Source organism: Kitasatospora sp. NPDC002522, assembly GCF_053595195.1.
The window spans coordinates 126593-148201 of sequence record NZ_JBSFXE010000016.1 but is presented as its reverse complement, the minus strand read 5'-3'; the positions used below and the strand labels follow the sequence as shown (position 1 = coordinate 148201).

Sequence of the window (21609 nt, the reverse complement as noted above, 5' to 3'; positions counted from 1 at the left end):
TACTCAACTTCGGCGTCAGTCGCCGAGGATGACGGCGAGCTCACGGCGGGTGGTGACGCCGAGCTTCGCGTAGCTGCGCTGGAGGTGGTTGTCGACGGTGCGTACCGACAGCTGGAGGGCGGCGGCGATGTCCTTGCTCGACGTGCCGGCCGCGGCCAGCAGGGCGATCTCCCTTTCCCGGGCGGTGAGCGCGGCGGTGGCCGGGGCCGCCGCGAGCAGTGGCGTGCTCGCGCCCCGGCACCGGGCCGCACAGGCGGTGGCCCGGGTGGTGGCGTGGGCGGCGCGGCGGGACTCCCCCGCCCGGGTCCACTGCGTGGCTGCGGCGGTAGCGGCCTCGGCGGCCAGCAGGTCCGCTCCCACGGCTTCGAGTTCTTCCGCCGAGGCGAGGAGCAGGTCGGGGTCCTCGGCGGCCAGCGCACGGGCCAGGCGCGCCCTGGCCGGGGTGAGCACTCCGTCGCACCGCTCCGCGAGCTCGGCCAGGCGGTCGGCGACCTCCCGCGCACCGCCGAGCCGGGCGATGTCCGTCAGGAGCAGCGCTTCCGACGCCGTGTGACCGGCCTCCCTCGCCGACGCGGCGGCCCGGGCCAGGATCGCCCGGGCCTGTCCGAGGTCGCCGCGGCCGGCCTGCACCCACGCCTCGCCCAGGCGTTCCTCACCCGGGAGCATTCCCATCATCGGATGGTCGAGGCTCTCCGCGATGATCGCTTCGGCGGCGGGGACTTCGCCGAGCTGGACGTGGACGGCGGCGAGCAGGGAGTCCATCAGCCGGGTACCGAGCCCGACGTCCTGCGCGTGCGCCTCCGCGGCCGCCGCCGCGAACAGGTCGCGCGCCTCGCCCAGGTGGCCGGCGGCCAGCTCGGTGCGGCTGGTGAAGAAGCTCGCCCACAGGTAGTTGACGGGCGATTCGGCGGCAACCGCCTGGGAGATCGCCTCCCGGCCGATGGTGCGTGCGCGGGACAGCTCCCCGGCCTCGGTCAACGCCACGGTGAGTCCGTGGAGTTGGACGGACGGGTGCTGGAAGAGCGCCTTCTCGTCCATCCGGAGGTGGGTCGCGTAGGCCCGGTCGGCGGAGTGCACCGCGTCGGAGGTCCGACCGACCCAGGCCAGGGCGAGGGTCTTGCAGAGTGCGCCGACCAGCCACACGTCGAGGATGTGGGCGGAGTCGATCTCGCTCTCGAGATCGGTCAGTGATTCCAGCAGGCTCAGTCCTGGAACCGGTTCTCCGGTCAGGCACCGGATGTAGCCCTCGTTGGCCCGGAAGGCCTTCTTCCCCACCTCGCTGCTGCTGCCTTCGCTGCCCCACCGGTTCACCTCCAGCGCGTCGCTCGTGCGTCCGCTCAGCAGCAGGGTCAGGGCGCGGGTGCGGATGGTGACGATCCGCTCCGCCTCGCCTTCCGCGGTGTCGCTCGCGCGGGACAGGACCGCCTCCGCCTCCTCGAACATGTGCAGGCTCGAGTAGGCCTCGCCGAGGAGCAGCCGGGTGGTGATCGTGTGGTGTTCCTCGGGCAGGGCCCGCAGCAGGGTGACCACGTGCCGGTAGTCGTGCGCGTGGCGGGCCAACTTGGCTGCCTGGCCCAGGAGTTCGGGTGCGGCCGTCCCGGTGGCGGTCAGCTGCCAGGTGGCCAGGTGCAGTGCGTCGTCGCGGCGGCGGGCACCGTGGGCCTGGGTGCGTTCGGCCTGACCGAGCAGCAGGGTGCGACGGCGCAGGGTGGGTATGCCGGTGCGGAGCACCTCTCCGTAGAGCGGGTGAGCCAGCTGCACGACCGTGCGGCGCCGCGATGCGGTCACCTGGATCAGGCCCGCCGTTTCCAGGCCGGTCAGCACGTCCAGTGAGGCGATCGCCTGGGCGTCGGCCAGCGGTACCGGTTCGCACAGCGCCAGCAGTTCCAGCACCGGGAGTGCGGCCGCATCCGTCCCCAGGAGACGGGCTCTGATCAGCTCGGTCAGCCTGGGCGTGGCCGCGGGCGGGTCCATGGTCAGTTCCCAGATCCTGCCGCGGCCGGCCAGGGTCCCGGCCTGCAGGGCACCGAGCACCAACTCGCGCAGGTAGAGCACGTTGCCCTTCGAAACGGCGTACAGGTGATGCAGGGTGCGGTGCCCGACCGGCCCGCCGAGCACTTCCCGCAGCAGGTGGTGACTCTGCTGCTCGTCCAGTTCGGCGAGGTCGATCCGGGACACCGCGTCCGAGCCGGTCAGGGCATCGACCGCTTCGCTGACCGGTTCCCCGGTGCGCACCGTACCGATCAGCCGCACCACGCCGGCGTCCAGGAGTTGCCGGAGCAGCACCGCCGAGGTCGCGTCCAACAGGTGCAGGTCATCGATCAGTACCGCCCATCGGCGCCGCTGCGGTCCGGCCAGCGCGGCAGCGACCTGGCCGAATCCCCGGACCGGGTCCGACAGGTCGACCTCGGCCGGTACCAGGTGCGCAATCGCCCCGAGGGGCACCGCGGCGGCGGCCGCCGTGGCAGTCGCACGTACGGTCCGGTAGCCGAGAGCCGAGGCACGGTCCAGGCAGCCATCGGCCACCCGCGACTTCCCCACACCCGCCGGCCCGCACACCACCACCCCCTGGCACCGCCGATCCGCCCACTCCCGCTGGAAGAGCGCCAGCTCTCCGTCCCGTCCGACGAGAGGCCAGCGGGACGTTCCGGTCTGCGCGTCCATAGCCAGCTCCTCCGAACGGCGCTCGCGCCACCTGCGGACCCTGCCGCACACTCGACGCCCCGCACACTACTGAACTCCCAAGCGCGATGGTGGAGCTGTCGATCACTCAGCCAGACCGAGGTCACCGGCGGCCCGCTACGACGCACCGTGCCGTCACGATCCGCCGGAGAGCGTCCCGCCCTGAGGGGCGGCGGTCTCGGGGAAGGCGCGCCCCAGCAAGGTGTGCAAGGTGTCTCGCTCGTCGGGCGTGAGGCGTTCCAGGGCGGTGAGCCCGGACATCAGCTCGGCTCGGATGTGGCGGACGGTGCGCTCGCCCTGCTCGGTCAGCACGATGTTCTTGATCCGACGGTCGGCCGGGTCGGCCTCACGGCGGACGAGGTCCTGGGCCGCGAGCCGGTCGACGATGCCGGTGACGTTGGAGGCGTCGCAAGCCAGCAGGTCGGCGAGGGCGCGCATGGGCCGGGGGCGGACCAGCAGGCTGAGCGTCTTGCCCTGCATCAGGGTGAGCCCGCGCCCGGCGGCCACCGCGGCGAAGTGGCGGTAGTAGGCCGCCGCCACCCGCGCGAGCCGTTCCATCAGCTCTTCGGAGGAGGGCGCTGGTGCGGGCCGGGGCGTCTGGCGCATGGGTCCAGCATAGGGAGATTAGTTGACATCATCAACCATCGAGGTCTACCGTCGAAATTACTTGAAGGCATCAACCATCTAGGCCTTCAAGCCCCTGGAAGGACCGCGAGACCCTCATGACGCACACCCCGACCCCCGCCGCGGCAGACATCCCCGCCCTGATCGCCCGCCTGCGCGCCACCTTCGACAGCGGCCGGACGAAACCCCTCGCCCAGCGCCTGGACCGGCTCGCGGCCCTACGGTCCTTGCTCACCGAGCAGGCCGAGGCGTTCCAGCAGGCGCTGGCCGCCGACCTCGGCAAGAGCGCGGCGGAGGCGTACCGCACCGAGATCGGATTCACGCTGAACGAGCTCGACCACACCGTCGCGCACCTGGAGGAGTGGCTCCGGCCGAAGCCCGCCGAGGTCCCCGGGTTCTTCCAGCCCGCCGAAGCCCGCGTGGTCCGCGACCCGCTGGGCGTGGTCCTGGTCATCGCGCCGTGGAACTACCCGCTGCAGCTCGCGCTGGCCCCGCTGGTCGGAGCCTTGGCGGCCGGCAACACGGTGGTCCTCAAGCCCAGCGAGCTCGCCCCCGCCACGTCCGCCGCCATGGCCCGGCTGCTGCCGCGCTACCTCGGCTCGGACACGGTGGCCGTGGTGGAGGGCGCCGTCCCCGAGACCACCGCTCTGCTGGAGCAGCGGTTCGACCACATCTTCTACACCGGCAACGGTGCGGTCGGCCGGATCGTGATGGCGGCCGCCGCCCGCCACCTCACCCCGGTCACCCTGGAGCTCGGGGGCAAGAGCCCCGTCGTGGTCGAGCCCGGGGCCGACCTGGCGGCCACCGCTCAGCGGATCGCCCGGGGCAAGTTCCTCAACGCCGGCCAGACCTGTGTGGCCCCCGACTACGTCCTCGCCATCGGCGAGAGCGCCGTCGCGCTGGAGAAGCACCTGGCCGACGCGGTGCGCGAACTGCACGGCGACGACCCCGCCGCCGATCCCGAGTACGGGCGGATCGTCAACGACCGCCACTTCGACCGCTTGGCCGCGCTGTTGGACAACGGGCGAGTCGTCACCGGCGGCGGCCACGACCGGGGCGAGCGCTACCTCGCCCCGACCGTCCTCGCGGACGTCTCCCCGGATGCGCCGGTGATGCGTGCGGAGATCTTCGGCCCGATCCTGCCGATCGTCGCCGTGCCCGACCTCGACGCGGCGATCGCCTTCATCAACGAGCGCGACAAGCCGCTCGCCCTCTACGCCTTCACCGAGTCCGAGCGGACCAAGCGGAGGCTGGTCGAGGAGACGTCCTCCGGCGCGCTCTCCTTCGGCCTGCCCGTCTCCCACCTGGCCATGCCCGACCTGCCCTTCGGCGGCGTCGGCGAGAGCGGCATGGGCCGCTACCACGGCGAGTACTCCATCGACACGTTCAGCCACGCCAAGGCCGTCGTCGACAAGCCCCTCGCCTGAGCCGGCAACCCCCGTCCGAGCCGACCGACCACCCCGGAGAACGATCCCGTGACCACCCCCGCCGACCACGCCGCCGGCATCGCGGCCGAGACCGCGCGTTTCGTCGCCACCGTCCGGACCGCCGACCGGAACACCTCGGTGCCCACCTGCCCCGGTTGGACGCTGACCGACCTGGTGCGCCACACCGGCAGCGTGCAGCGCTGGTTCACCGTCCTGCTGCGGCAGAGAATCCAGGAGGCGCCGCGCAGCAGGGACGTCGACCTGCACCTGCCGCCCACGCCGGACGGCTACCCCGACTGGCTGGCCGAGGCCGCGGCGCAGGCCGGCGCGGAGTTCGCCTCGGCCGACCTCGACGCGCCGATGTGGGCCTGGGGCGCCGACCAGCACGCCCGGTTCTGGGTGCGCCGGATGCTGTTCGAGACCCTGGTGCACCGCGTCGACGCCGACCTCGCACTGGGCCTGGACCCCGACATCGACCCGGTGCTGGCCGCCGACGGCGTCTCCGAGTTCCTGATCAACCTGCCCTTCGCCGCCGGGTTCGCCCCCGGAACGGCCGCCCTGCGGGGCGCGGACCGGACCATCCGCTTCACCCGCACCGACGGCGACGGGGACTGGCTGGTCCGGCTGCGCCCCGACGGCTTCGGGCTCGATCCGCAGGTCGGGGACGCCGACGCCGGTGGGCGTGCCGACGCGACGGTCCGGGGCACCGCTGCGGACCTGCTGCTCCTCCTCTACGGCCGGCTGGACCGGTCGGCCGACCGCTTCGAGGTGCAGGGGGACGACGAGCTGCTGGCCCACTGGACCGCCCACTCCGCCTTCTGAGCGGACGGCGGGACTGCCGACCCGGGGCTTCCAGCCCCACGACAGGACGGACCGCGCGCCCCATGGACCGACGCGACCCGGCCACCGAACCCGCGGTGGCGCAGGGCACTGCGCATCGGTGCAGGACGGCGGCGCACGCGGGCCGGTTGAGGCCCATCGGCGGTACGAGGTGCTCAGGCACGGCGCGGCGCTGACGGCGGGTTGCACAGGGCGTCGGCCGACCAGGTGTGCGGGCGTCGGGGGCCTGCGGCGAACGGCGCCTCCGGCGGGGCGGCGAGCTGCCGGAACTGGCTCGTCATGGCTGCGACCTCCCGCAGCGCCGGGCGGTGCGAGCGGCACCGGGCAGGTGGTGGGGCCGCTTGCTGCGCATCGAGGGACGGAGCGTCACGGGTCCCCCGCCCGAGCGCGGCGTTCCCGACGGTGGAGCTCCTGCGCTGACGGACGGGTCCGGCGACCGTCGTCGGCGCGACGGACGACGCGCTCGGCATTGGGCCGATGACGCGGACGGCACCCGCCTTCCGGCGGGTGCCGTCGCGGGTGCGGCGCGAGGTCAGTCGCGGGCGGCGGCCCGGCGGCGGGCGCCGACGATCCGAGCGGCGACGAGCACCACGGCAGCGGCGACGAGCGAGAGGATCATCTGCTCGCGGCCGTCGGCGGTGGTGAACATGTAGCCGAGCACGAAGACGACCAGGCCGATGGCGACCCACGTCAGATACGGGTACAGCCACATCCGCACGGTCAGCTTCTCCGGCGACTCGCGCTCGAGGATCCGGCGCATCCGAAGCTGCGACACGCAGATCACCAGCCAGACGAAGAGCGCCACCGCGCCGGAGGAGTTCAGCAGGAAGCTGAACACCGTCTTCGGGGAGGTGTAGTTGAAGAACACCGCGACGAAGCCGAACACCACCGAGGCGAGGATCGCGGTCCGCGGCACGCCGCGGCCGGTGACCCGGGCGAACGCCTTGGGCGCGTCGCCGCGCTTGCCCAGCGAGAAGGCCATCCGGGAGGCGGTGTACATCCCGGAGTTGAGGCAGGAGAGCACCGCGGTGAGCACGATGAAGTCCATCAGCGGCGCGGCGCCGGGCAGGCCGGCGTGCTTCAGCACGGCGACGTACGGGCTGGACGAGACGTCGGCGGAGTCCCACGGCAGCAGGGTGACCACGATCAGGATGGAGCCCAGGTAGAAGACGCCGATCCGCCAGATCACGCTGTTGGTGGCCTTGCTGACCGCGCGGCCCGGGTCGGGCGACTCGCCGGCGGCCAGGGTGACGATCTCACTGCCCATGAAGGCGAAGACCACGGTCAGCATGCCGGTGAAGACCGCGCCGACGCCGTGCGGCAGGAAGCCGCCGTGGTGCAGCAGGTTGTCCGTGCCGACCGCGTGGGTCCCCGGCAGCACGCCGAACACGGCGAGCGCGCCGACCACCAGGAAGGCGCCGATCGCGACCACCTTGATCCCGGCGAACCAGAACTCGAACTCGCCGTACGAGGCGACCGAGAACAGGTTGGTCGCGGTCAGCGCCGCCATCACGATCAGCGCGAAGCCCCACTGCGGGACGCCCGGCATCCAGTTGTGCAGGATCTTCGCACCCGCGGTCGCCTCGACGGCGAGCACCACGACCCAGAAGAACCAGTACAGCCAGCCGATCGTGAAGCCCGCCCATCGGCCCAGCGCGCGGTCGGCGTACGCCGAGAACGAGCCGGACTGCGGGTCGGCCGCGGCCATCTCGCCGAGCATCCGCATCACCAGCACCACCAGCGCACCGGCCAGCGTGTAGGAGAGCAGGATGCCCGGGCCGGTCGCGGCGATGCCGGCGCCGGAGCCGACGAACAGGCCGGCGCCGATCACGCCGCCGATCGCGATCATGGACAGGTGGCGGTTCTTCAGCCCGGCCTTGAGGTGGTTCGGATCCGGCGTCCCGGGCGGGGTCGCCGGCGGGGAAAGGGGGGTGTGGGTGGTCATCCGTCTTCTGCTGCCTCTCTGCGCGACGCGGGGGTGATAGCGCGCAATGCGAGGGAAGCTAATACGTAACGCCTTGGATTCGTAACCCAAAAACCGAATTAACCTCTAAAAATTGAGGATCATTTGAGCCTTCGGGCATTCCGTCGTGCCGTCGGGGGGTGACGTGCCGCTCCGCAAGCAGGTTCGGCCGTGGGCCTGATCGTCAGCTCCCCCGGGATTCGTCGCCGACAAGGTGGCGACTGATCACTGAGCCGGCGTGAAGCCGCACTTCCCTGGCGGGCCGCATGTGGCCGACCGTGGCGACCTGCAGCACGCCGAACGCGGCCAGGACGTCCCGCGCAGCCTCCTGGGCGCCTCGTTCGCCTTGCCTGCCGAGCCGCGGTGTTGATGTCCCTGACCAGGCATCATCTTCTACGAGCCTCGACGGGCTGCTGCCGTTGACGCGGCGACGAACTGCGGCTCGGCAGGCGCCGTCGACGTCGTGGGGCGCGCCGTTCAGGCGGTGCCGGCGCCTCGGGCGTTCAACCACTCCTGTGTGTCGACCGCCTTGCTGTAGTTCCCGGTCTGCCAGTAGGCGAAGGAGAGGGTCTTGAGGGCGGCGAGGGTGTCGGGGTGCAGGGCGCCCAGCGCCCGCTCGCGGTCCGCGAAGACCCGCTCCATGAGGTCGACCGCCTCGCTGCGGCGGCCCGTTTGCCAGAGACAGGCCGCGAGGATGCGGCGGGCGGTGAGGGTGTGCGGGTGTTGGTCGCCGAGCAGCCTCTCGCGGTCGGCGAGCACCGGCTCGATCAGGTCGGTCGCCTCGCCGGTACGACCCGCCTGCCAGTAGGAGAGGGCAAGGTCGCCGCGGGCGGTGAGGGTGTGGGGGTGTTGGTCGCCCAGCAACCGCTCACGATCGGCCAGCACCCGCTCCTGCAACACGATCGCCTCAGCGGTACGGCCCGCTTCCCAGTAGCAGGCGGCGAGGTCGCCGCGGGCGGTGAGAGTGTCGAGATGCCCATCGCCCAGCAACCCCTCACGATCGGCGAGCACCCGCTCCTGCAACGCGATCGCCTCAGCGGTACGGCCCGCCTGCGCATAGGCGAGAGCGAGGTCGCCGCGGGCGGTGACGGTGTGGAGGTGCCTGTCGCCCAGCAACCCCTCACGATCGGCAAGCACCCGCTCCTGCAACACGATCGCCTCACGAGTGCGGCCCGCCTGCGTGTAGGAGGCGGCGAGGTTCCCACGGGCGGTGAGGGTGGCCGGGTGCTGGCCGCCCAGCAGCCGCTCGGTGTCGGCGGCCAGGCGCAGCCAGTAGGTGACGGCGGCGGCGTACAGGCCCGCGTCGATCAGCGTGCGGCCTGCCTCGCGCAGCACGGCGAGCTCGCCGTCGGGCTGTTGAAGCACTGCTCCGGCGCCGGCGGCGAGGACGTCGGTGTTGGCGTGCAGGACGGCGGTCAGGTCGGGTGTGGTGTGCGTGTGCCTGGGCCAGATCTCCGCAAGGGCGTTGGCGACCGCCTGATAGGTCGTGGGGGCATCGGCATCGGGGGCGGTCTCCCGGGCGGCGCGCGCGGTCAGGGCGTGCATGCGCACCGCGCGGTGGCCGTCGCGGGAGTCGCTGGTGAGCAGGGCGTAGTGGTGGAGCAGGCGCAGGGCGGCGCGGGCCTGGTCAGGGGTGACCGGGCCGAGTGCGGGGGCGTCGGGGTGCGGGGTGCGCTGGGCGGTGAGGTAGTCGGTGACGGCTGCGGTGGTCCACAGCTGGAGGGGGTGGCCCGCGGGGTCGAGGCGCGCGGCGAACCGGACCGCGGGAACCGCCAGGCCTACGGGTTCGCGCCGCTGCGCGGCGTCGAGCGCAAGGAGCAGGGAGGTCGTGACCTGGCGGCCGTAGGCGTCGGTGTCCGCGCCGGTCGGCAGCAGGACGTCCAGGCGGGAGTCCCGGTCGGTGAACAGACGGAGGTAGTCGGTGCTGGTGACGGCCTCGTTGATCACGTAGGCGGCGGCGTGGGAGAGCGCCAGCGGCAGCAGGCCGAGCGCCTCGGTCAGGTCGCCTGCGTCTCGGTCCAGGAGGTGGACGGCATCGGCGGCACCGAGACGGTCGCGCAGGTAGTCGAGGGCCTCACCCTTCGAGTAGAGGCCGACGTCGACGAGGGCGCGGCCCGCACCCGACAGCAACGCCCCGCGCCGCCGCGTGGTCGCGAGCACCCGACCGCTCCCACCCGCAGCGGGCGGGCGTGGCCACCACGGCCCCGCACCCTCGACATCGGTCAGGTCGTCCAGAACCACCAGCCACGAACGGTCGGTGACGGTCAGCCACTCCAGGAACCGGGCCGCGTCGCCCTCCGCGTCCACGCCTGCGGCACCGAGCGCCTTGACCTTCCCGGCGGCCTCGGCGTACGCGGCGACGATCCGAGAGGTCTCCGCCGCGTCCACCCACACCAGCACGTCCACACCCTCCGCGTGGGCCTGCTGCGCGTACGAGGCGGCGAGCTGCGACTTGCCGACACCTCCGCCGCCGGACAGCACCTGCGTCAACCCCACGGTGCCGTTGCGCTCCCGCGCACGGTCGACCAACTCCCGCAATCCGTGGCGGGGTTGGAACGCCGATGCCAGCGCAGGCACCATCCCCACCCGCACCGGCCGCCACACCGACGCCGGTGCCGGCGGGTAGTTGTTGTTGATCGTCACCGACCCGTCGATGCGGCCCGCCGCGACCGAACCGTTGTCCGCGGAGACCGACACGTCCCGCGCGACGTACGCACCCGAGCCTGCGGCATCCGCCGGACCGGGCCCACCCTGCGCTTCCGTGTCTCCAGCGTCCACCCGCAGCCCCACCGCCCCTGACGAACCGTCAATCATCCGCCCCACTCGGCAGCGTAGTACCGCCGCACCGCGAGCACAGGACGAAGTCCTGAAGCCACGCACCCGGGCGTACCCGCGCCAGAGCGGCGGCGCGTGCTGGCGGAGACCGACCCCCGCACTGGTGCTCGGCCCACCTGCCACCTGCCACCTGCCACCTGCCACCTGCCAGCGCATACACCGCCCGCCCGCCCGCGGTAGCTGAGCCGAGGAGCAGCAGGAACTGCTGGTGGCGCTCGGCATCACCGAGGACAGAGCCTCGCCGAAGCGAACGCCGCCCGGGAGGCCGCAGTCCCCACCACGGATGGTCCAACGAGCCGAACGTCCGCAGGCCACGGCTAACCATGCTGCACCCGGCTCGCAAGGGCAGGGCCGAGCGGGCCGGGTCACAGCAGCCAGTCAGGGAGTTGCGCCAGGCCATCGAGTCGAGCAACGAGACCTCACTCGCCCTCCAGTGCCGCCACCAGCTGCGGCAAGGCACCGCCCGCCACGATGAAGGCCAGGTGGTCGTGGAAGTCACGGCTGTGGACGATCACGCCGTCGCGGACCCGCAGCACTTGGATGTTGGCGGACTCGAAGGTCCGCCCGGTCACCCGGTGGTGCACCTGGTAGTCCCACTCGGCGACGATCACCTCGGGGTCGTCGGTCTCCCGGATCACCACGTTCTTCGGGGTCAGCGCGAGGGGACTGTGCGCGGCGACTTCCGCGAACCGTTCCTCGAGCACGGACCGCCCCTCGAACCGGCGCGGTCCGATCGGCTGGAAGACGGTCTCCACCACGGCGTCCTCGGCGTAGAGCCCGGCCAGCTCCGAGAACCGCCCTCCGCCGATGCCGTCGAGCAGCTTCTGGAAGACCTCGCGCGGTGACAGCGTTTCGGACATGATCAACCCCCAGCGGATCCGCCACTAGAATAGGACTAGCTAGTCCGCTTTCAACGATACGGACTGGCCACTCCGGTTGTCCAGCTACCGCTCTGCGGTCGATGTCGATGGGAAAGGGCAGGAGCGATGAGCGGCACCAACGAGCGCCCGCTGCGGGCGGACGCGGCCCGCAACCGGGCCAAGCTGCTGGACGTCGCCACGGAGGTGTTCACCACCCGTGGCGTCGGCGTGCCGACCGAAGAGATCGCCCGCGCCGCCGGCGTCGGCGTCGGCACCCTCTTCCGGCACTTCCCCACCAAGGAAGCGCTGTTGGAGGCCGTCATGGTGCGCAGGCTGGAGGCGATCGCCACCCGGGCCGCGCAGCTGGCCGCCGACTCCGAGCCCGCCGACGCCTTCTTCGCCTGCTTCCGCCTGGTGATCGAGCAGTCCGCGGGCAAGAACGAGTTCACCCAAGCGCTAGCGGCAGCGGGCGTGGACGCGCACGCGCCGCTGCGGGAGTCCAGCGACCAGATCCGGGCGCAGCTGGCCGGGCTACTGGACAGGGCGCAGCAGGCCGGCGCGGTCCGCCCAGATTTCGAACTACCGGAACTCATCGCCCTGCTGGCCGGCACCAGTACGACGATGGAGCACCTCGGAGCCGACCCCGCGGCCCAGCAGCGGATCTTCGACGTCGTCTTCGCCGGGCTGCGGCCTCGCTGACCGACGTGGTCAGCCGCGGCGGGGCCCGCCGCGCAAAGGCGTGGACGGGCCGCCGGGTTCGCGGGGTCAGCTGCCGGCCATCGAGCTCTGCAGGAGCTGGGCGAAGTCCATCGTGTCACTCGCGCTCGGAGGGGTGGTCGCGACCGGGGTCCCGTAGTCGGAGTAGGACGCCGTCGCGGTGCACTGGCCGGCCTTGGTCGCGAACTGCTGGACCTGCTTGACCAGCAGCAGGTCGGCGGTGACCCAGATCTCGATGTGCTCGGTGGTGATGCCGGCGGTCGTGAACTGCCGCTGGAGGCCGTCGACCTGCTCCTTGGTCAGCCCCTGGGCGGCAGCCTGGGTGAGGTCGGCCGCCGCGAGGTCGCCGGCGTACTTGGTGGTCTGGACGCCGTTCACGCGCTCGGTCCCGGCCTTGCTGACCTTGCCGGAGGCGATCAGCGCCTGCATCGAGGCGACCGGGTCGGCGTTCTGCAGCTGGTTCTTGAGGCCTTCGCCCGCGGCGCCCATGGTCTTGGCGAGGTTCGCGTAGTCGTACTTGATCCAGTGTGCGCCGCCGAGCTGATTGGCGAACCCGTCGCCCATGTTGATGTACATCGCGTCGCTGAGGTAGCGGGCGGTGAAGGTGCCGTCCCCGCCGAACTTGGCGGCGGCCTTGGCCATCGCGTCGGCGGTCCCGGTCAACTCGCCTTGCAAGCCGTGGTCCCAGGAGATGGCGCCCTTCATGCTGGTCTTCGCGGCACCGACCTCGGTGACCGCGTCGACCTTGGCGGACTTGGCCGCGCTGGTCTTCTCCCCCGCCAGCTTGAGCAGAGCGGCGGGCGTCAGCTCGGCAGCCTGCCCGGTGGCCGCCGAGCCGCTGCCCGCGGCGCTCGGGGCCGCCCCGTTGTCGCCGGTGACCTTGGTGCCGCAGCCGGTGGCGGTGGCGGTCAGTGCGACCACGGCAGCCGTGGCAGCGAGGAACGTACGTCCGGTCCTGATCATCTGGTCTCTCCCCCTGGATACGACCCGGGTGCGGCTTCTCCCCGCCCGGTGGTGCCGGGTCCAACTCCGTGCGGACTCTAACCGATCACTGCGCCGGCCCGGCACCGAGTTTGCGCGCACCTGCGGAGGAGGCGTTCAGCGGTGGGCAAGACAGCCCGGTGCCGAACGGACACCGAGCTGGCAGAGATCGAGACGTCCCCCAACGCCCCGCCCCGGCTGTGTGCGTCCAGGCCGTACATCCACCCAGCCGAGGTGACGAGGCGGGTCGCCCGGTTCCGGGGAGCGCACAGGCCGGACACTCCCCGGAACCGGGCGGGTGTTCAGCGGCCCTGGCCCGAGAGGGCGGCGGCGACCTGGCGGGCCTGGTTGTCCGCGCCCAGGGCGTTGGGGTGGACGAAGGTGCACGTCTCGCCGTTGCCTGGGATGTCGCGGCAGAAGCCGGCCGGCGGATCGGTCTGGTCACCGTCGCCGGTGAGGTCGTCCTTCACGCCGTACATCCACTTCTGCTCGCCCGCGCAGACCCCGTGGTCGACGCTGGAGGAGTAGGTGTCGACGTACGTCGCGCCGGCGTCGGCGGCGTGGTCGGCGATCAGCTGGTTGAGTCGCCGCTCCAGGCCGTCGAGCCAGGGCATGTCGCCCTTGGCGACGGTGCCCAGCTGCCGCCACACGCCCCACGTGCAGCCGGAGCTGGTGGGGACGATCGCCGGGTAGCCGACGGCGAGGACCCGCGCGTTGGGTGCCCGGTCGTGGATCGCGTTCATCATCTCGCCGTACTCGTGGTCGAGTTGGGCGAACTTGGCGTCCAGCCAGGCCTTGCCCTCGCCCTGGGTGTAGTGCTTCGTGCACGGGGTGCCGAAGCCCAGCGTGGTCAGTCCGCGCTCCAGGCACTGGGTCACGATCTCGCCGAAGCCGAGGGTGTTCCCGCCGATGCCGACGCTCACGACGTCCGTGGTCGGGCTGAGCGCGTCGAGTTGCGCGGGCTTGGCCGGCCAGCCGCCGGGCGGCGGGGTGGTCGGCGGGCCGAGCAGCTTGTGGGAGGGCTGCGGGGCCAGGATCCCGTCGTGCACCTCGGCCGCGCCGCACGTCACGTCCGTGAGGTCCAGCCCCAACTCGGCGGCGACCTGGTGCGGGTAGTTCCGGTAGGAGCGGCCGCAGCCGTCGCTCGCGTCCCAGGGGCGGACGAACACGTTGGCGCTGTACGAGTCACCGAGCGCGACATAGCTCGGCACGGCGCGGACGCCCGGCCGCGCCGCGGCGCTCGGGACGAACACCGACAGGGTGGCAGTGAGGGCGGTCGCGGCGGCCACGGCCGTACGGACGGTGGCGGGCAGACGGGTGCGGAACACGCTGAGGATCCCTTCACGCAGGCACACCGGGTACCACGAGCGGCCCCGGCGTCGTTGCGCAGCGTATTCAGATCCATGCTGTCTGTATACGATCCCTGCGACTGTTCACCCGACCGAGTGGAATCCCGGGACCCAGCCGAGCCCCCGTCGACGACAGCACCGCCCCAGCTCACGATGCGCCAGGACCACCCCGCAGGGTGCTCTGACAGGTATTCAGGGGAAAGCACCGGTCGGACGGTCCCGGCGCGGGCCTGCGGGCGGACGCGTCACGCAGCGCGCTTCGGCACAGTCGGCCGCCGCGCGCAGCCGCAGGCCGACCGGCTCACCCAAAGCATCGCCGCACGCTCCCCCAGTGCGCCGACCGGTAGGCAACGCAAGGCTCAAGTGAGGCCCCACCGCGAGCAGTTGGAGCCGGTCACCACCGGCCCGGCGGCGAGAACCTCGTCGGCGTCGGACTCGGCTCACGGCTCGCCAGCACCAAGAGCCGGCGCGCGACGCTGACCCCGGGTCCGTGGCGTGCTCCGGGCGGCGACCGGCCGTAGCAGGGTCCGGGGTGTCAGTGGTGGGCGGTCATGTGGGCGAGGGTCTGTTCGGCGCTGTCGGGGGCGAAGGCTCCGTCGATGCCTTCGGCGGCGCCCTCGGCGGCTGCGACGGAGCGTGGCAGGAGGATGTTCTCGTAGGCGGTGACGGCGGCGTCGAGGTCGTCGTGGTCGATCAGGGCCCGGGCGAGGTCGGCGCCGTCGCGCATGGCGAGGTTGGCGCCCATGCCGGAGAACGGCGACATCAGGTGGGCGGCGTCGCCGAGGAGGGTGACGCCTCGGGTGTGGGTCCAGGCGTGGGGAACGGGCAACGCGTACAGGGGGCGGTTGACGTACCCGGTGTCGGTGTCGGTGATGTAGCCGAGCAGCGACGGCGCCCATCCTGCGAAGCGGTGGAGGAGTGCGGCCCGGACGGCGGCGGGGTCGGCGAGGTCGATGCCGGCCCGGCGGTGCCAGTCCTCGGGGGTGCGCATGCCGACGTAGGTGCGGATGTGGCCGCCGCTGTTGCGCTGGGCGACGAAGCCGAGGTTGTCGTCGAGGGCCATCATGGTGCCGTCGCCGGTCAGGGCGGCCAGGTCGGGGTGGCGGGTGTCGGCGTCGTTGAGGCCGGTCTCGACGAAGGTGACCCCGGTGTAGACGGGTTCGGCGTCGCTGAGCAGGCGCCGCACCCGAGACCAGGCGCCGTCGCCGCCCACCAGCAGGTCGGACTCGACGGTGTCGCCGCCCGCGAAGTGGAGGCGGTGGCGACCCTCGCCGAGGGGCTCGGCGCGCTCCAGCTTGCGGCCCCACTGCACCGTGCCCGGGGCGAGGGAGTCGAGCAGGAGGTCGCGGAGCTGGCCGCGGTCGATCTCGGGGTTCCCGGGTCCGCCGCCGGGCGGTGCGGTGTCCAGGACGACGGCGCCGTCCCGGTTCACCAGGCGCATCTGCTCGCCTTCGGGGCGGGCGAGGGCGGTGAAGGCGTCCCACAGGCCGGCGGCGCGCAGGGCGTGCTGGCCGCTGTCGGGGTGCATGTCGAGGGTGCCGCCCTGGCTGCGGGCCGTGGGCGAGGCGTCGAGGTCGTAGACGGTGACGCCGATGCCGTGCCGCTGCAGGATCCGGGCCGTCGCCAGGCCGGCCGGTCCGGCGCCGATGACCGCGATACGGGCGGTGGCGGGGTTCATGGTGAGGCTCCTCGGTTCGCGATGCTTCGGGCCCGCGCCGCGGGCGGCAGCGAAGGGCGGCCGGGACGACCCGGCGTCCCTCCGCTGCCACGAAAGCACACCCATCAAGAAAGTGCAACGATGCAACTTTTTGAGTGGAACAGCTTTCTGTATGATGGCGGCATGACGACTCCCCCGGGCCGCCGCGAGCGGAAGAAGGCCGCCACCCGGCAGGCACTCGCCGACGCCGCCCTCGACCTCTTCCTCGCGCACGGCTACGACGCGGTGACCCTCCACGCCGTCGCCGAGGCCGCCGACGTGTCCACCACCACGCTCCTCAAGCACTTCCCGAGCAAGGAGGCCCTGGTCTTCGACGAGGAGGCCGACCAGGAGGCCGCGCTCATCGCCGCCGTCCGGGACCGCGCGCCCGGCACCACCATCCCCCAGGCCCTGCGCGAACACGTCAAACGCGTCCGCATCCACGCCGCGGGCTCCGACGCCCGGTTCACCCGGTTCCTCGACCTGGTCCGCGAGACCCCCGCGCTCAGCGCCTACGCCCACCGCATGTGGATGCGCCACGAGGACGCCCTCGCCCACGCGATCGCCACCGACACCGGCGCCCCGCCCGGCGACCCGCGCAGCGCCGCCCTCGCCCACTTCGCGCTGGAGACCTCCGCCCTCGCCCAGCGCGCCGCCGATCCCGACCAGGCCGTGGACACCGCCTTCGACCTCCTCGAAAACGGCTGGCACCACCCCACCACCCGCCCCTGACCCAGCAGCGAAACGGCACCCCCGACCGGCAAGCCAACCAGCCGCAGGCCGGAACGGTCCTCCGGCACCTGTTCCCTCTCGACAGCCCCGGTCCCAGCAGGTCGATCGCTCCGCGGGTGACGGACGGCGAGGCGGGGCCCGGTCCGGCGGTAGGCCGCTCACGGGATGGCAAAGGCCCGTCATCCTGCCAGCCGTAGCCCACCGGGCCCCCGTGGGCGATCGCCCGCCGTGGGCGTCACCAGGGCACGGGGCCTGCGTCCTCGAAGAACTGGCCGGTCGGGCCGTCGTCGGGCAGGGTCGCGAGGGTGATGGCGATGGCGGCGCCCTGTTCGGGGGTGCGGATGCCGCGGAAGCCGTTGAGGTCGGTCGCGACGTAGCCGGGGCAGGCGGCGTTGATCAGGATGTTCGTGCCGCTCAACTCCCGGACGTACTGGAGGGTGACGGCGTTCAGGAACGTCTTGGACGGCGAGTACGCCGCGGCGACCGGACCGACCGTCTGCTCACCGGCGCCCGCTGCCTGCCGGGTGAGGGAGCCGACGCTGCTGGACATGTTCACGATCCGCGGGGAGGCGGAGCGTCGCAGCAACGGCAGCATCGCGTTGGTGACGCGGATGACGCCGATCACGTTGGTCTCGACGACCGTCCGGATGGTGGCGGCATCGACCCGGGTGGGTTCCTGGGGCATGCCGCCGGTGATGGCGGCGTTGTTGACGAGGACGTCGAGGCGCCCGGCCTGTTCCTCGATCAGTCGGGCGGCGGCGGTCACGCTGGCGTCGTCGGTGACGTCCAGGGGTACGCCGAACGCGTCGATGCCGGCCGCGCGGAGCTTCTCCACCGCGGTCTTGCGGCGCAGGTCGTCGCGGGCGCCGACGCCGACGCTCCAGCCGAGGGCACCGAGGCCCGCGGCGATCTCGTAGCCGATGCCCTTGTTCGCGCCGGTGACCAGCGCAATCGTTCGTTCGCTCATGGGGACCATGCTGCCCTCGCGGCCCGGCGGGGGTCCAAGACCGATCGGGTGGGCTGAGATACCGTCAGGGTATTGATCGGGGGTAGCGTGGCCGGATGGAGACCCGGGAACTGCGCTACTTCGTCGCTGTCGCTGAGGAGTTGCACTTCGGACGGGCCGCGCAGCGGCTCGGGATCGCGCAGCCGCCGCTGTCGCGGGCCATCCAGCAGCTCGAACGTCGGCTCGGGGCCGTCCTGTTGGACCGCAGCAGGCGCAGTGTCGCGTTGACCGAGGCGGGCTCGGTGCTGCTGGCCGAGGGCCGGGCGGCCCTCGACGCGGTCGATGCGGCCGAGCGCCGTACCCGCCGTGCCGCCCTCTCGGCGACCGGCCGGCCCGGCCTGGTCCTGGTCACGAAGGCCAGCGCGTCCAGCGAGCTGCTGGCGAGACTGCTGGCCGCGTACGCCGCCGAACCCGGCGCGGTCCCCGTCGACGTCATCCTGTGCGGCCCGGCCGAGCAGGGACGGCTCCTGCGCGAGGGCCGCGCCGACGTGGCGCTGCTGCACCGTCCGTTCGACTCGACGGCCGGGCTGCACACCGAGGAACTCAGCACCGAGGGCCAGGTCGTGGTCCTGCCGGCCGGGCATCCGCTCACCGCCCGGGCTCACGTGCACCTGGCCGACATCACCGACCTGCCGGGCCTGCCCCTGCCGCGCTGGCCCGACCCCGACGGCAGCTACCCGCCCGGCCCCGGCCCCCAGGTCCGCGACCACGCCCAGCTGTTGCAACTCGTCGCACTCGGCCGGGCCTGCGCGGTCTCACCGGAGTCCTGCCGGACCCAACTCCACGCCGACCTCGCCGCCGTCCCCGTCCTGGACGCCCCGTCGGTCACCACCGTGATCGCCTGGCCACCGCACAGCCGCTCCCGAGCCGTCGCCGGACTCGTCCGCACCGCGACGCAACTCCGGTAGCCCCGAACGGCGTTCGCCCACACCTGTTCCAGCGGTGGACGGATCGGGCGATACCGGTACCCATCGGTCTCCCGGGAGGCACGGACGGACGATAGCCTTGGTCGGCCGGGGAAGTGAGCAAGCCGGCCTACCCCGGGGAGAACGAGAGTGGCGGAGGACGGGCAGGGTCAGGACCTGGTCGGGCGGTTGCGCGAGACGGAGCTGCTGACCGCGGCGCTGGCCCGGGCCGAGGGTGCCGGGGGTGGCTCCGCGGTGCTGTTGCGGGGTGACGCCGGCGTCGGCAAGAGCACGCTGCTGGCCTGGGTGGAGCGCGCGGCCCGCGAGCGGGGATTCACCGTGCTGCGGGCGGTCGGCAACGACGCGGAGACCGACTTCGCGTTCGGGGCGCTGCACCAAGCGCTCTGGTCTCTGCTCCAGCGCTCCGGCACCCCGTCCGACCCCCAGCACGCAGCCCTCGCCCTGTCCGACCCCCAGCGCGCAGCCCTCGCCCTGTCCGACCACCAGCGCGGCGCCCTGGAGAGCGCGCTCGGCGCGCGGGCCGGGACGCCGAGCGGCTTCGCCGTGGGGGCCGCCACGCTGGCGCTGCTGGACGGGGCGGCGCAGGCCGCCCCGGTGTTGCTGGCCCTCGACGACCTGCACTGGGTCGACTCGTCGAGCGCAGCGGTCTTCGCCTTCCTGGGTCGGCGCTGCGCCGAGCTGCCCCTGGTGATCGTCGGGGCCAGCCGCCCCGGCGGCCCGGCGGCGCAGACGTGGTCGGCCGAACCGGTCGAGGTGGCGGCCCTGTCCCCGGCGGATGCGACCCTGCTGCTGAGGGTCTGTTACCCCGAGCTGGCGGCGGCGACCACGGACCGGGTCCTGGCAGAGGCGGCCGGGAACCCGCTGGCGCTGGTGGAATTGCCCCGGCAACTGGCCCAGGCCCAGCGGCGGGGTCTCGTCCCGCTGCCGGACCGCCTCCCGCTGGGGCGTGATCTGGAGCGGCTGTTCGCCGAGCGGCTGGGCGCGGCGACGCCGGAAGCCGCGCGGCTCCTGCTGATGGGCGCGCTGGCGACCGGTGCGGACTTCAGCAGCCGGGTGCTGCCGAGGGTGGGTGAGGGCGAGGGTCTTCGGGACGCCCTGGAGCGGATCGAGGCGGATGGCCTGGCCCGGCTCGACGCCGGTGGGCGGCTGGTGTTCCGGCACCCGCTGGTCCGCACCGCCGTGATCGCGGCGGCCTCGGACGCCCAACGGCGGGAGGCCCACCGGGCGCTGGCCGACTCCCTCGCGCCGGAGGACCCCCGGCGGCTGGTCCACGAGGCCTCGGCCGCGCAGGTGCCGGAGGAGGGCCTCGCGCAGCGGCTCCAGGAGGTCGGCCGCGGGCTGGCCCGCCGCGGCGGTGACGCGGAGGGGGCGCTCCTGCTCGAACGCGCCGCCGCGCTCAGCCCCGATCCGGCCGACCGCGCTCGCCGGCTCGCCTGGGCCGCGGTGATGGCGGCCCGGGGCGGTCAGCTGCGGCACAGCGCCGCCCTGGTCGAGGAGTTGAAGGCCGGCCCGGTGCCGGAGGACGTCGCGCCGCTGTTCGCGTACGCGGTGGTCTACGCCGACCAGAGCCACCACATCGACTTCGCGTCGTCCACCGCTCTGCTGCCCGGGGTCCTCGACGCGCTGACGGCGCCCGGCGCCGACACCTTCGGGCTGGTCGAACAGGCCTACTTCAAGCTGCTGCTGGCCGCCACGTACACCGACGACCCCTGGGCGTGGCGGGCGCTGGAGCGGCACCGGGAGAACGTCTCCGAGGCGGGCCGGCTCTGCCTGCGGGCCTGGACCGACCCGGGCCCGGGGGTCTTCGAGGCGCTGCGGGCGGTGACCGTGGGCATGACGCAGGAGCAGGAGGCGGGCGCGGCCTGGCTCCTGCTGTGGACCGCCTCGGCGCTCGACAGCCCGGAGAGCGACCTGTGGCGGCGCTCCACCGGGCTGCACGGCTACGCCACCCAGGGCTCGGTGGCCAAGGCCAGGTGCCACCAGGACTACCTGCTCGGGCGCTGGGACCAGGCCGAGGTGTGCCGCCGCGAGGCCGAGAGCGCGGACGAACTCGGCTACCACTGCAACGCCTTGATGTTCCGTCAGTACTACGCGCACTTCCTGGCCGCGCGGGGCGACGAGGCCGGGCTGCACGAGGTCGAACGGATCATCAGGCCGGCCGCGACCCGCGCCCGGATGCGGTTCGTGCTCGACCGGCTGGCCCACCTACGCGGTCTGGCCGCGCTCGCCCACGGGCGGTACGAGGAGGCGTACGCGCACTTCGGGGAGCTCACCCCGCCCGGCCGTCCGCTGGACGGCCCGCCCTGGCGCCACGCGCTGGTCCTCGACCTGGTGACGGCCGCCGTGTACACGGGACGGCGCGCGGAGGCCCGGGCGCAGGCCGCGGCGGGGCGGGCCGCGGGCTCCGCGGAGATCTCCGGCCGGCACGCCTTCCTGCTGGCGGCCGCCACCGCCCTGGCCGCCGACGACGAGGACGCCGAGGCCGCCTACCGGGCCGCGTACGCCGTGCCGGGCGCGGAGAGTTGGGTCTTCGAGCTGGCCCGGCTGCGGCTCGCCCACGGCTCGTGGCTGCGCCGCCGCAACCGGCCCGGGGCCCGGGAGGCGCTGCGGGCGGCGCGCCACGTGTTCCTCCGGCTGGAGGCCGGTCCCTGGGTGCAGCGGTGCGAGGAGGAGTTGCGGGCCGCCGGCGAGCAACTGGCGCCGTCGCCGGGCGCGGTGGCACCGGAGACGGCGGGGTTGACCGCGCAGGAGCTGCGGATCGCCCGGCTGGCCGCCACCGGCCTGAGCAACAAGGAGATCGGCCTGCTGCTCCGGCTGTCGCCCCGGACGGTCGGCGCGCACCTGTACAAGGTCTTCCCCAAGCTCGGCATCACCTCGCGGGCCGCCCTCGCGCTCGCCCTCGGCGACGACTGACCGTGCTCTCCGTGCACCCGGCCGGTCCCGGGGTGCACCGCGGCAGCCGGGCAGTCAG

The 21609-nt window shown here is 73.0% G+C and carries 16 protein-coding genes; 6 read left to right on the top strand and 10 right to left on the bottom strand.

The features are described 5' to 3' along the window. Positions 1-15 precede the first annotated feature (15 nt). Both ACWD4U_RS16485 and ACWD4U_RS16480 read right to left on the bottom strand, forming a co-directional pair. On the bottom strand, positions 16-2664 hold the full coding sequence (locus ACWD4U_RS16485; protein WP_363454410.1) for a helix-turn-helix transcriptional regulator: 2649 nt from the start codon (positions 2662-2664) through the stop codon (positions 16-18). Between the two features lie 153 nt (positions 2665-2817). Beyond that, entirely contained in the window at positions 2818-3288 is a 471-nt protein-coding gene (locus tag ACWD4U_RS16480; RefSeq protein ID WP_363454408.1) for a MarR family winged helix-turn-helix transcriptional regulator, read from the bottom strand. A gap of 116 nt (positions 3289-3404) precedes the next feature. Between ACWD4U_RS16480 and ACWD4U_RS16475 the strand changes: the two genes are divergently transcribed. Both ACWD4U_RS16475 and ACWD4U_RS16470 read left to right on the top strand, forming a co-directional pair. Beyond that, positions 3405-4733, top strand: a complete 1329-nt coding sequence (locus tag ACWD4U_RS16475; RefSeq protein ID WP_363454406.1) for an aldehyde dehydrogenase family protein — start codon at positions 3405-3407, stop codon at positions 4731-4733. A 48-nt stretch (positions 4734-4781) separates the two neighbouring features. Then, a complete protein-coding gene (locus tag ACWD4U_RS16470) occupies positions 4782-5555 on the top strand; it encodes a maleylpyruvate isomerase family mycothiol-dependent enzyme (protein ID WP_363454404.1) in 774 nt (257 codons plus the stop codon). Positions 5556-5728: 173 nt separating this feature from the next. Here ACWD4U_RS16470 and ACWD4U_RS16465 read toward each other — a convergent pair whose 3' ends face one another. From ACWD4U_RS16465 to ACWD4U_RS16450, 4 genes are all read right to left on the bottom strand, one after another. Further along, entirely contained in the window at positions 5729-5854 is a 126-nt protein-coding gene (locus ACWD4U_RS16465) for a hypothetical protein (protein WP_363454402.1), read from the bottom strand. 251 nt (positions 5855-6105) lie between these two features. Then, complete coding sequence (locus ACWD4U_RS16460; RefSeq protein ID WP_363454400.1) at positions 6106-7518, bottom strand: amino acid permease; 1413 nt, start codon at positions 7516-7518, stop codon at positions 6106-6108. A 495-nt stretch (positions 7519-8013) separates the two neighbouring features. Then, on the bottom strand, positions 8014-10233 hold the full coding sequence (locus ACWD4U_RS16455; RefSeq protein ID WP_363454398.1) for a tetratricopeptide repeat protein: 2220 nt from the start codon (positions 10231-10233) through the stop codon (positions 8014-8016). Positions 10234-10790: 557 nt separating this feature from the next. Then, on the bottom strand, positions 10791-11231 hold the full coding sequence (locus ACWD4U_RS16450; RefSeq protein ID WP_363454396.1) for a nuclear transport factor 2 family protein: 441 nt from the start codon (positions 11229-11231) through the stop codon (positions 10791-10793). Between the two features lie 126 nt (positions 11232-11357). Here ACWD4U_RS16450 and ACWD4U_RS16445 point away from each other — a divergent pair, with 126 nt between their 5' ends. Further along, positions 11358-11930, top strand: coding sequence for a TetR/AcrR family transcriptional regulator (locus ACWD4U_RS16445; RefSeq protein ID WP_363454394.1), 573 nt, complete (start codon positions 11358-11360; stop codon positions 11928-11930). 66 nt (positions 11931-11996) lie between these two features. On the opposite strand, the gene ACWD4U_RS16440 is transcribed toward ACWD4U_RS16445, so the two are convergent. The 3 genes from ACWD4U_RS16440 to ACWD4U_RS16430 all read right to left on the bottom strand — a co-directional run bounded on the left by ACWD4U_RS16440 (position 11997) and on the right by ACWD4U_RS16430 (position 15956). Further along, positions 11997-12911, bottom strand: a complete 915-nt coding sequence (locus ACWD4U_RS16440; RefSeq protein ID WP_363454392.1) for a hypothetical protein — start codon at positions 12909-12911, stop codon at positions 11997-11999. A 320-nt stretch (positions 12912-13231) separates the two neighbouring features. Further along, on the bottom strand, positions 13232-14257 hold the full coding sequence (locus ACWD4U_RS16435) for an SGNH/GDSL hydrolase family protein (RefSeq protein WP_363454390.1): 1026 nt from the start codon (positions 14255-14257) through the stop codon (positions 13232-13234). A 556-nt stretch (positions 14258-14813) separates the two neighbouring features. Next, entirely contained in the window at positions 14814-15956 is a 1143-nt protein-coding gene (locus tag ACWD4U_RS16430) for an FAD-dependent oxidoreductase (RefSeq protein WP_363454388.1), read from the bottom strand. A gap of 162 nt (positions 15957-16118) precedes the next feature. On the opposite strand from ACWD4U_RS16430, the gene ACWD4U_RS16425 reads away from it, so the two are divergent. After that, positions 16119-16706, top strand: a complete 588-nt coding sequence (locus tag ACWD4U_RS16425; RefSeq protein ID WP_363454386.1) for a TetR/AcrR family transcriptional regulator — start codon at positions 16119-16121, stop codon at positions 16704-16706. Positions 16707-16941: 235 nt separating this feature from the next. On the opposite strand, the gene ACWD4U_RS16420 is transcribed toward ACWD4U_RS16425, so the two are convergent. Further along, the gene (locus tag ACWD4U_RS16420; RefSeq protein WP_363454384.1) at positions 16942-17673 is read right to left on the bottom strand and encodes an SDR family oxidoreductase; all 732 of its coding nucleotides are present in this window, start codon (positions 17671-17673) and stop codon (positions 16942-16944) included. A 95-nt stretch (positions 17674-17768) separates the two neighbouring features. Here ACWD4U_RS16420 and ACWD4U_RS16415 point away from each other — a divergent pair, with 95 nt between their 5' ends. Further along, a complete protein-coding gene (locus ACWD4U_RS16415; protein ID WP_363454382.1) occupies positions 17769-18620 on the top strand; it encodes a LysR family transcriptional regulator in 852 nt (283 codons plus the stop codon). A 147-nt stretch (positions 18621-18767) separates the two neighbouring features. After that, positions 18768-21551 (top strand): ATP-binding protein, encoded by a 2784-nt coding sequence (locus tag ACWD4U_RS16410; protein ID WP_363454380.1) that lies wholly within the window; start codon positions 18768-18770, stop codon positions 21549-21551. The last annotated feature ends 58 nt before the right edge of the window (positions 21552-21609 follow it).

Excerpts from the sequence above, each read along its gene's own strand:
- ACWD4U_RS16445 (WP_363454394.1), top strand. The coding sequence starts at position 11,358 with ATGAGCGGCACCAACGAGCGCCCGCTGCGGGCGGACGCGGCCCGCAAC.
- ACWD4U_RS16480 (WP_363454408.1), bottom strand. The coding sequence starts at position 3,288 with ATGCGCCAGACGCCCCGGCCCGCACCAGCGCCCTCCTCCGAAGAGCTG.
- ACWD4U_RS16475 (WP_363454406.1), top strand. The coding sequence starts at position 3,405 with ATGACGCACACCCCGACCCCCGCCGCGGCAGACATCCCCGCCCTGATC.
- ACWD4U_RS16415 (WP_363454382.1), top strand. The coding sequence starts at position 17,769 with ATGGAGACCCGGGAACTGCGCTACTTCGTCGCTGTCGCTGAGGAGTTG.
- ACWD4U_RS16460 (WP_363454400.1), bottom strand. The coding sequence starts at position 7,518 with ATGACCACCCACACCCCCCTTTCCCCGCCGGCGACCCCGCCCGGGACG.
- ACWD4U_RS16440 (WP_363454392.1), bottom strand. The coding sequence starts at position 12,911 with ATGATCAGGACCGGACGTACGTTCCTCGCTGCCACGGCTGCCGTGGTC.
- ACWD4U_RS16425 (WP_363454386.1), top strand. The coding sequence starts at position 16,119 with ATGACGACTCCCCCGGGCCGCCGCGAGCGGAAGAAGGCCGCCACCCGG.
- ACWD4U_RS16465 (WP_363454402.1), bottom strand. The coding sequence starts at position 5,854 with ATGACGAGCCAGTTCCGGCAGCTCGCCGCCCCGCCGGAGGCGCCGTTC.
- ACWD4U_RS16430 (WP_363454388.1), bottom strand. The coding sequence starts at position 15,956 with ATGAACCCCGCCACCGCCCGTATCGCGGTCATCGGCGCCGGACCGGCC.
- ACWD4U_RS16420 (WP_363454384.1), bottom strand. The coding sequence starts at position 17,673 with ATGAGCGAACGAACGATTGCGCTGGTCACCGGCGCGAACAAGGGCATC.
- ACWD4U_RS16485 (WP_363454410.1), bottom strand. The coding sequence starts at position 2,664 with ATGGACGCGCAGACCGGAACGTCCCGCTGGCCTCTCGTCGGACGGGAC.
- ACWD4U_RS16450 (WP_363454396.1), bottom strand. The coding sequence starts at position 11,231 with ATGTCCGAAACGCTGTCACCGCGCGAGGTCTTCCAGAAGCTGCTCGAC.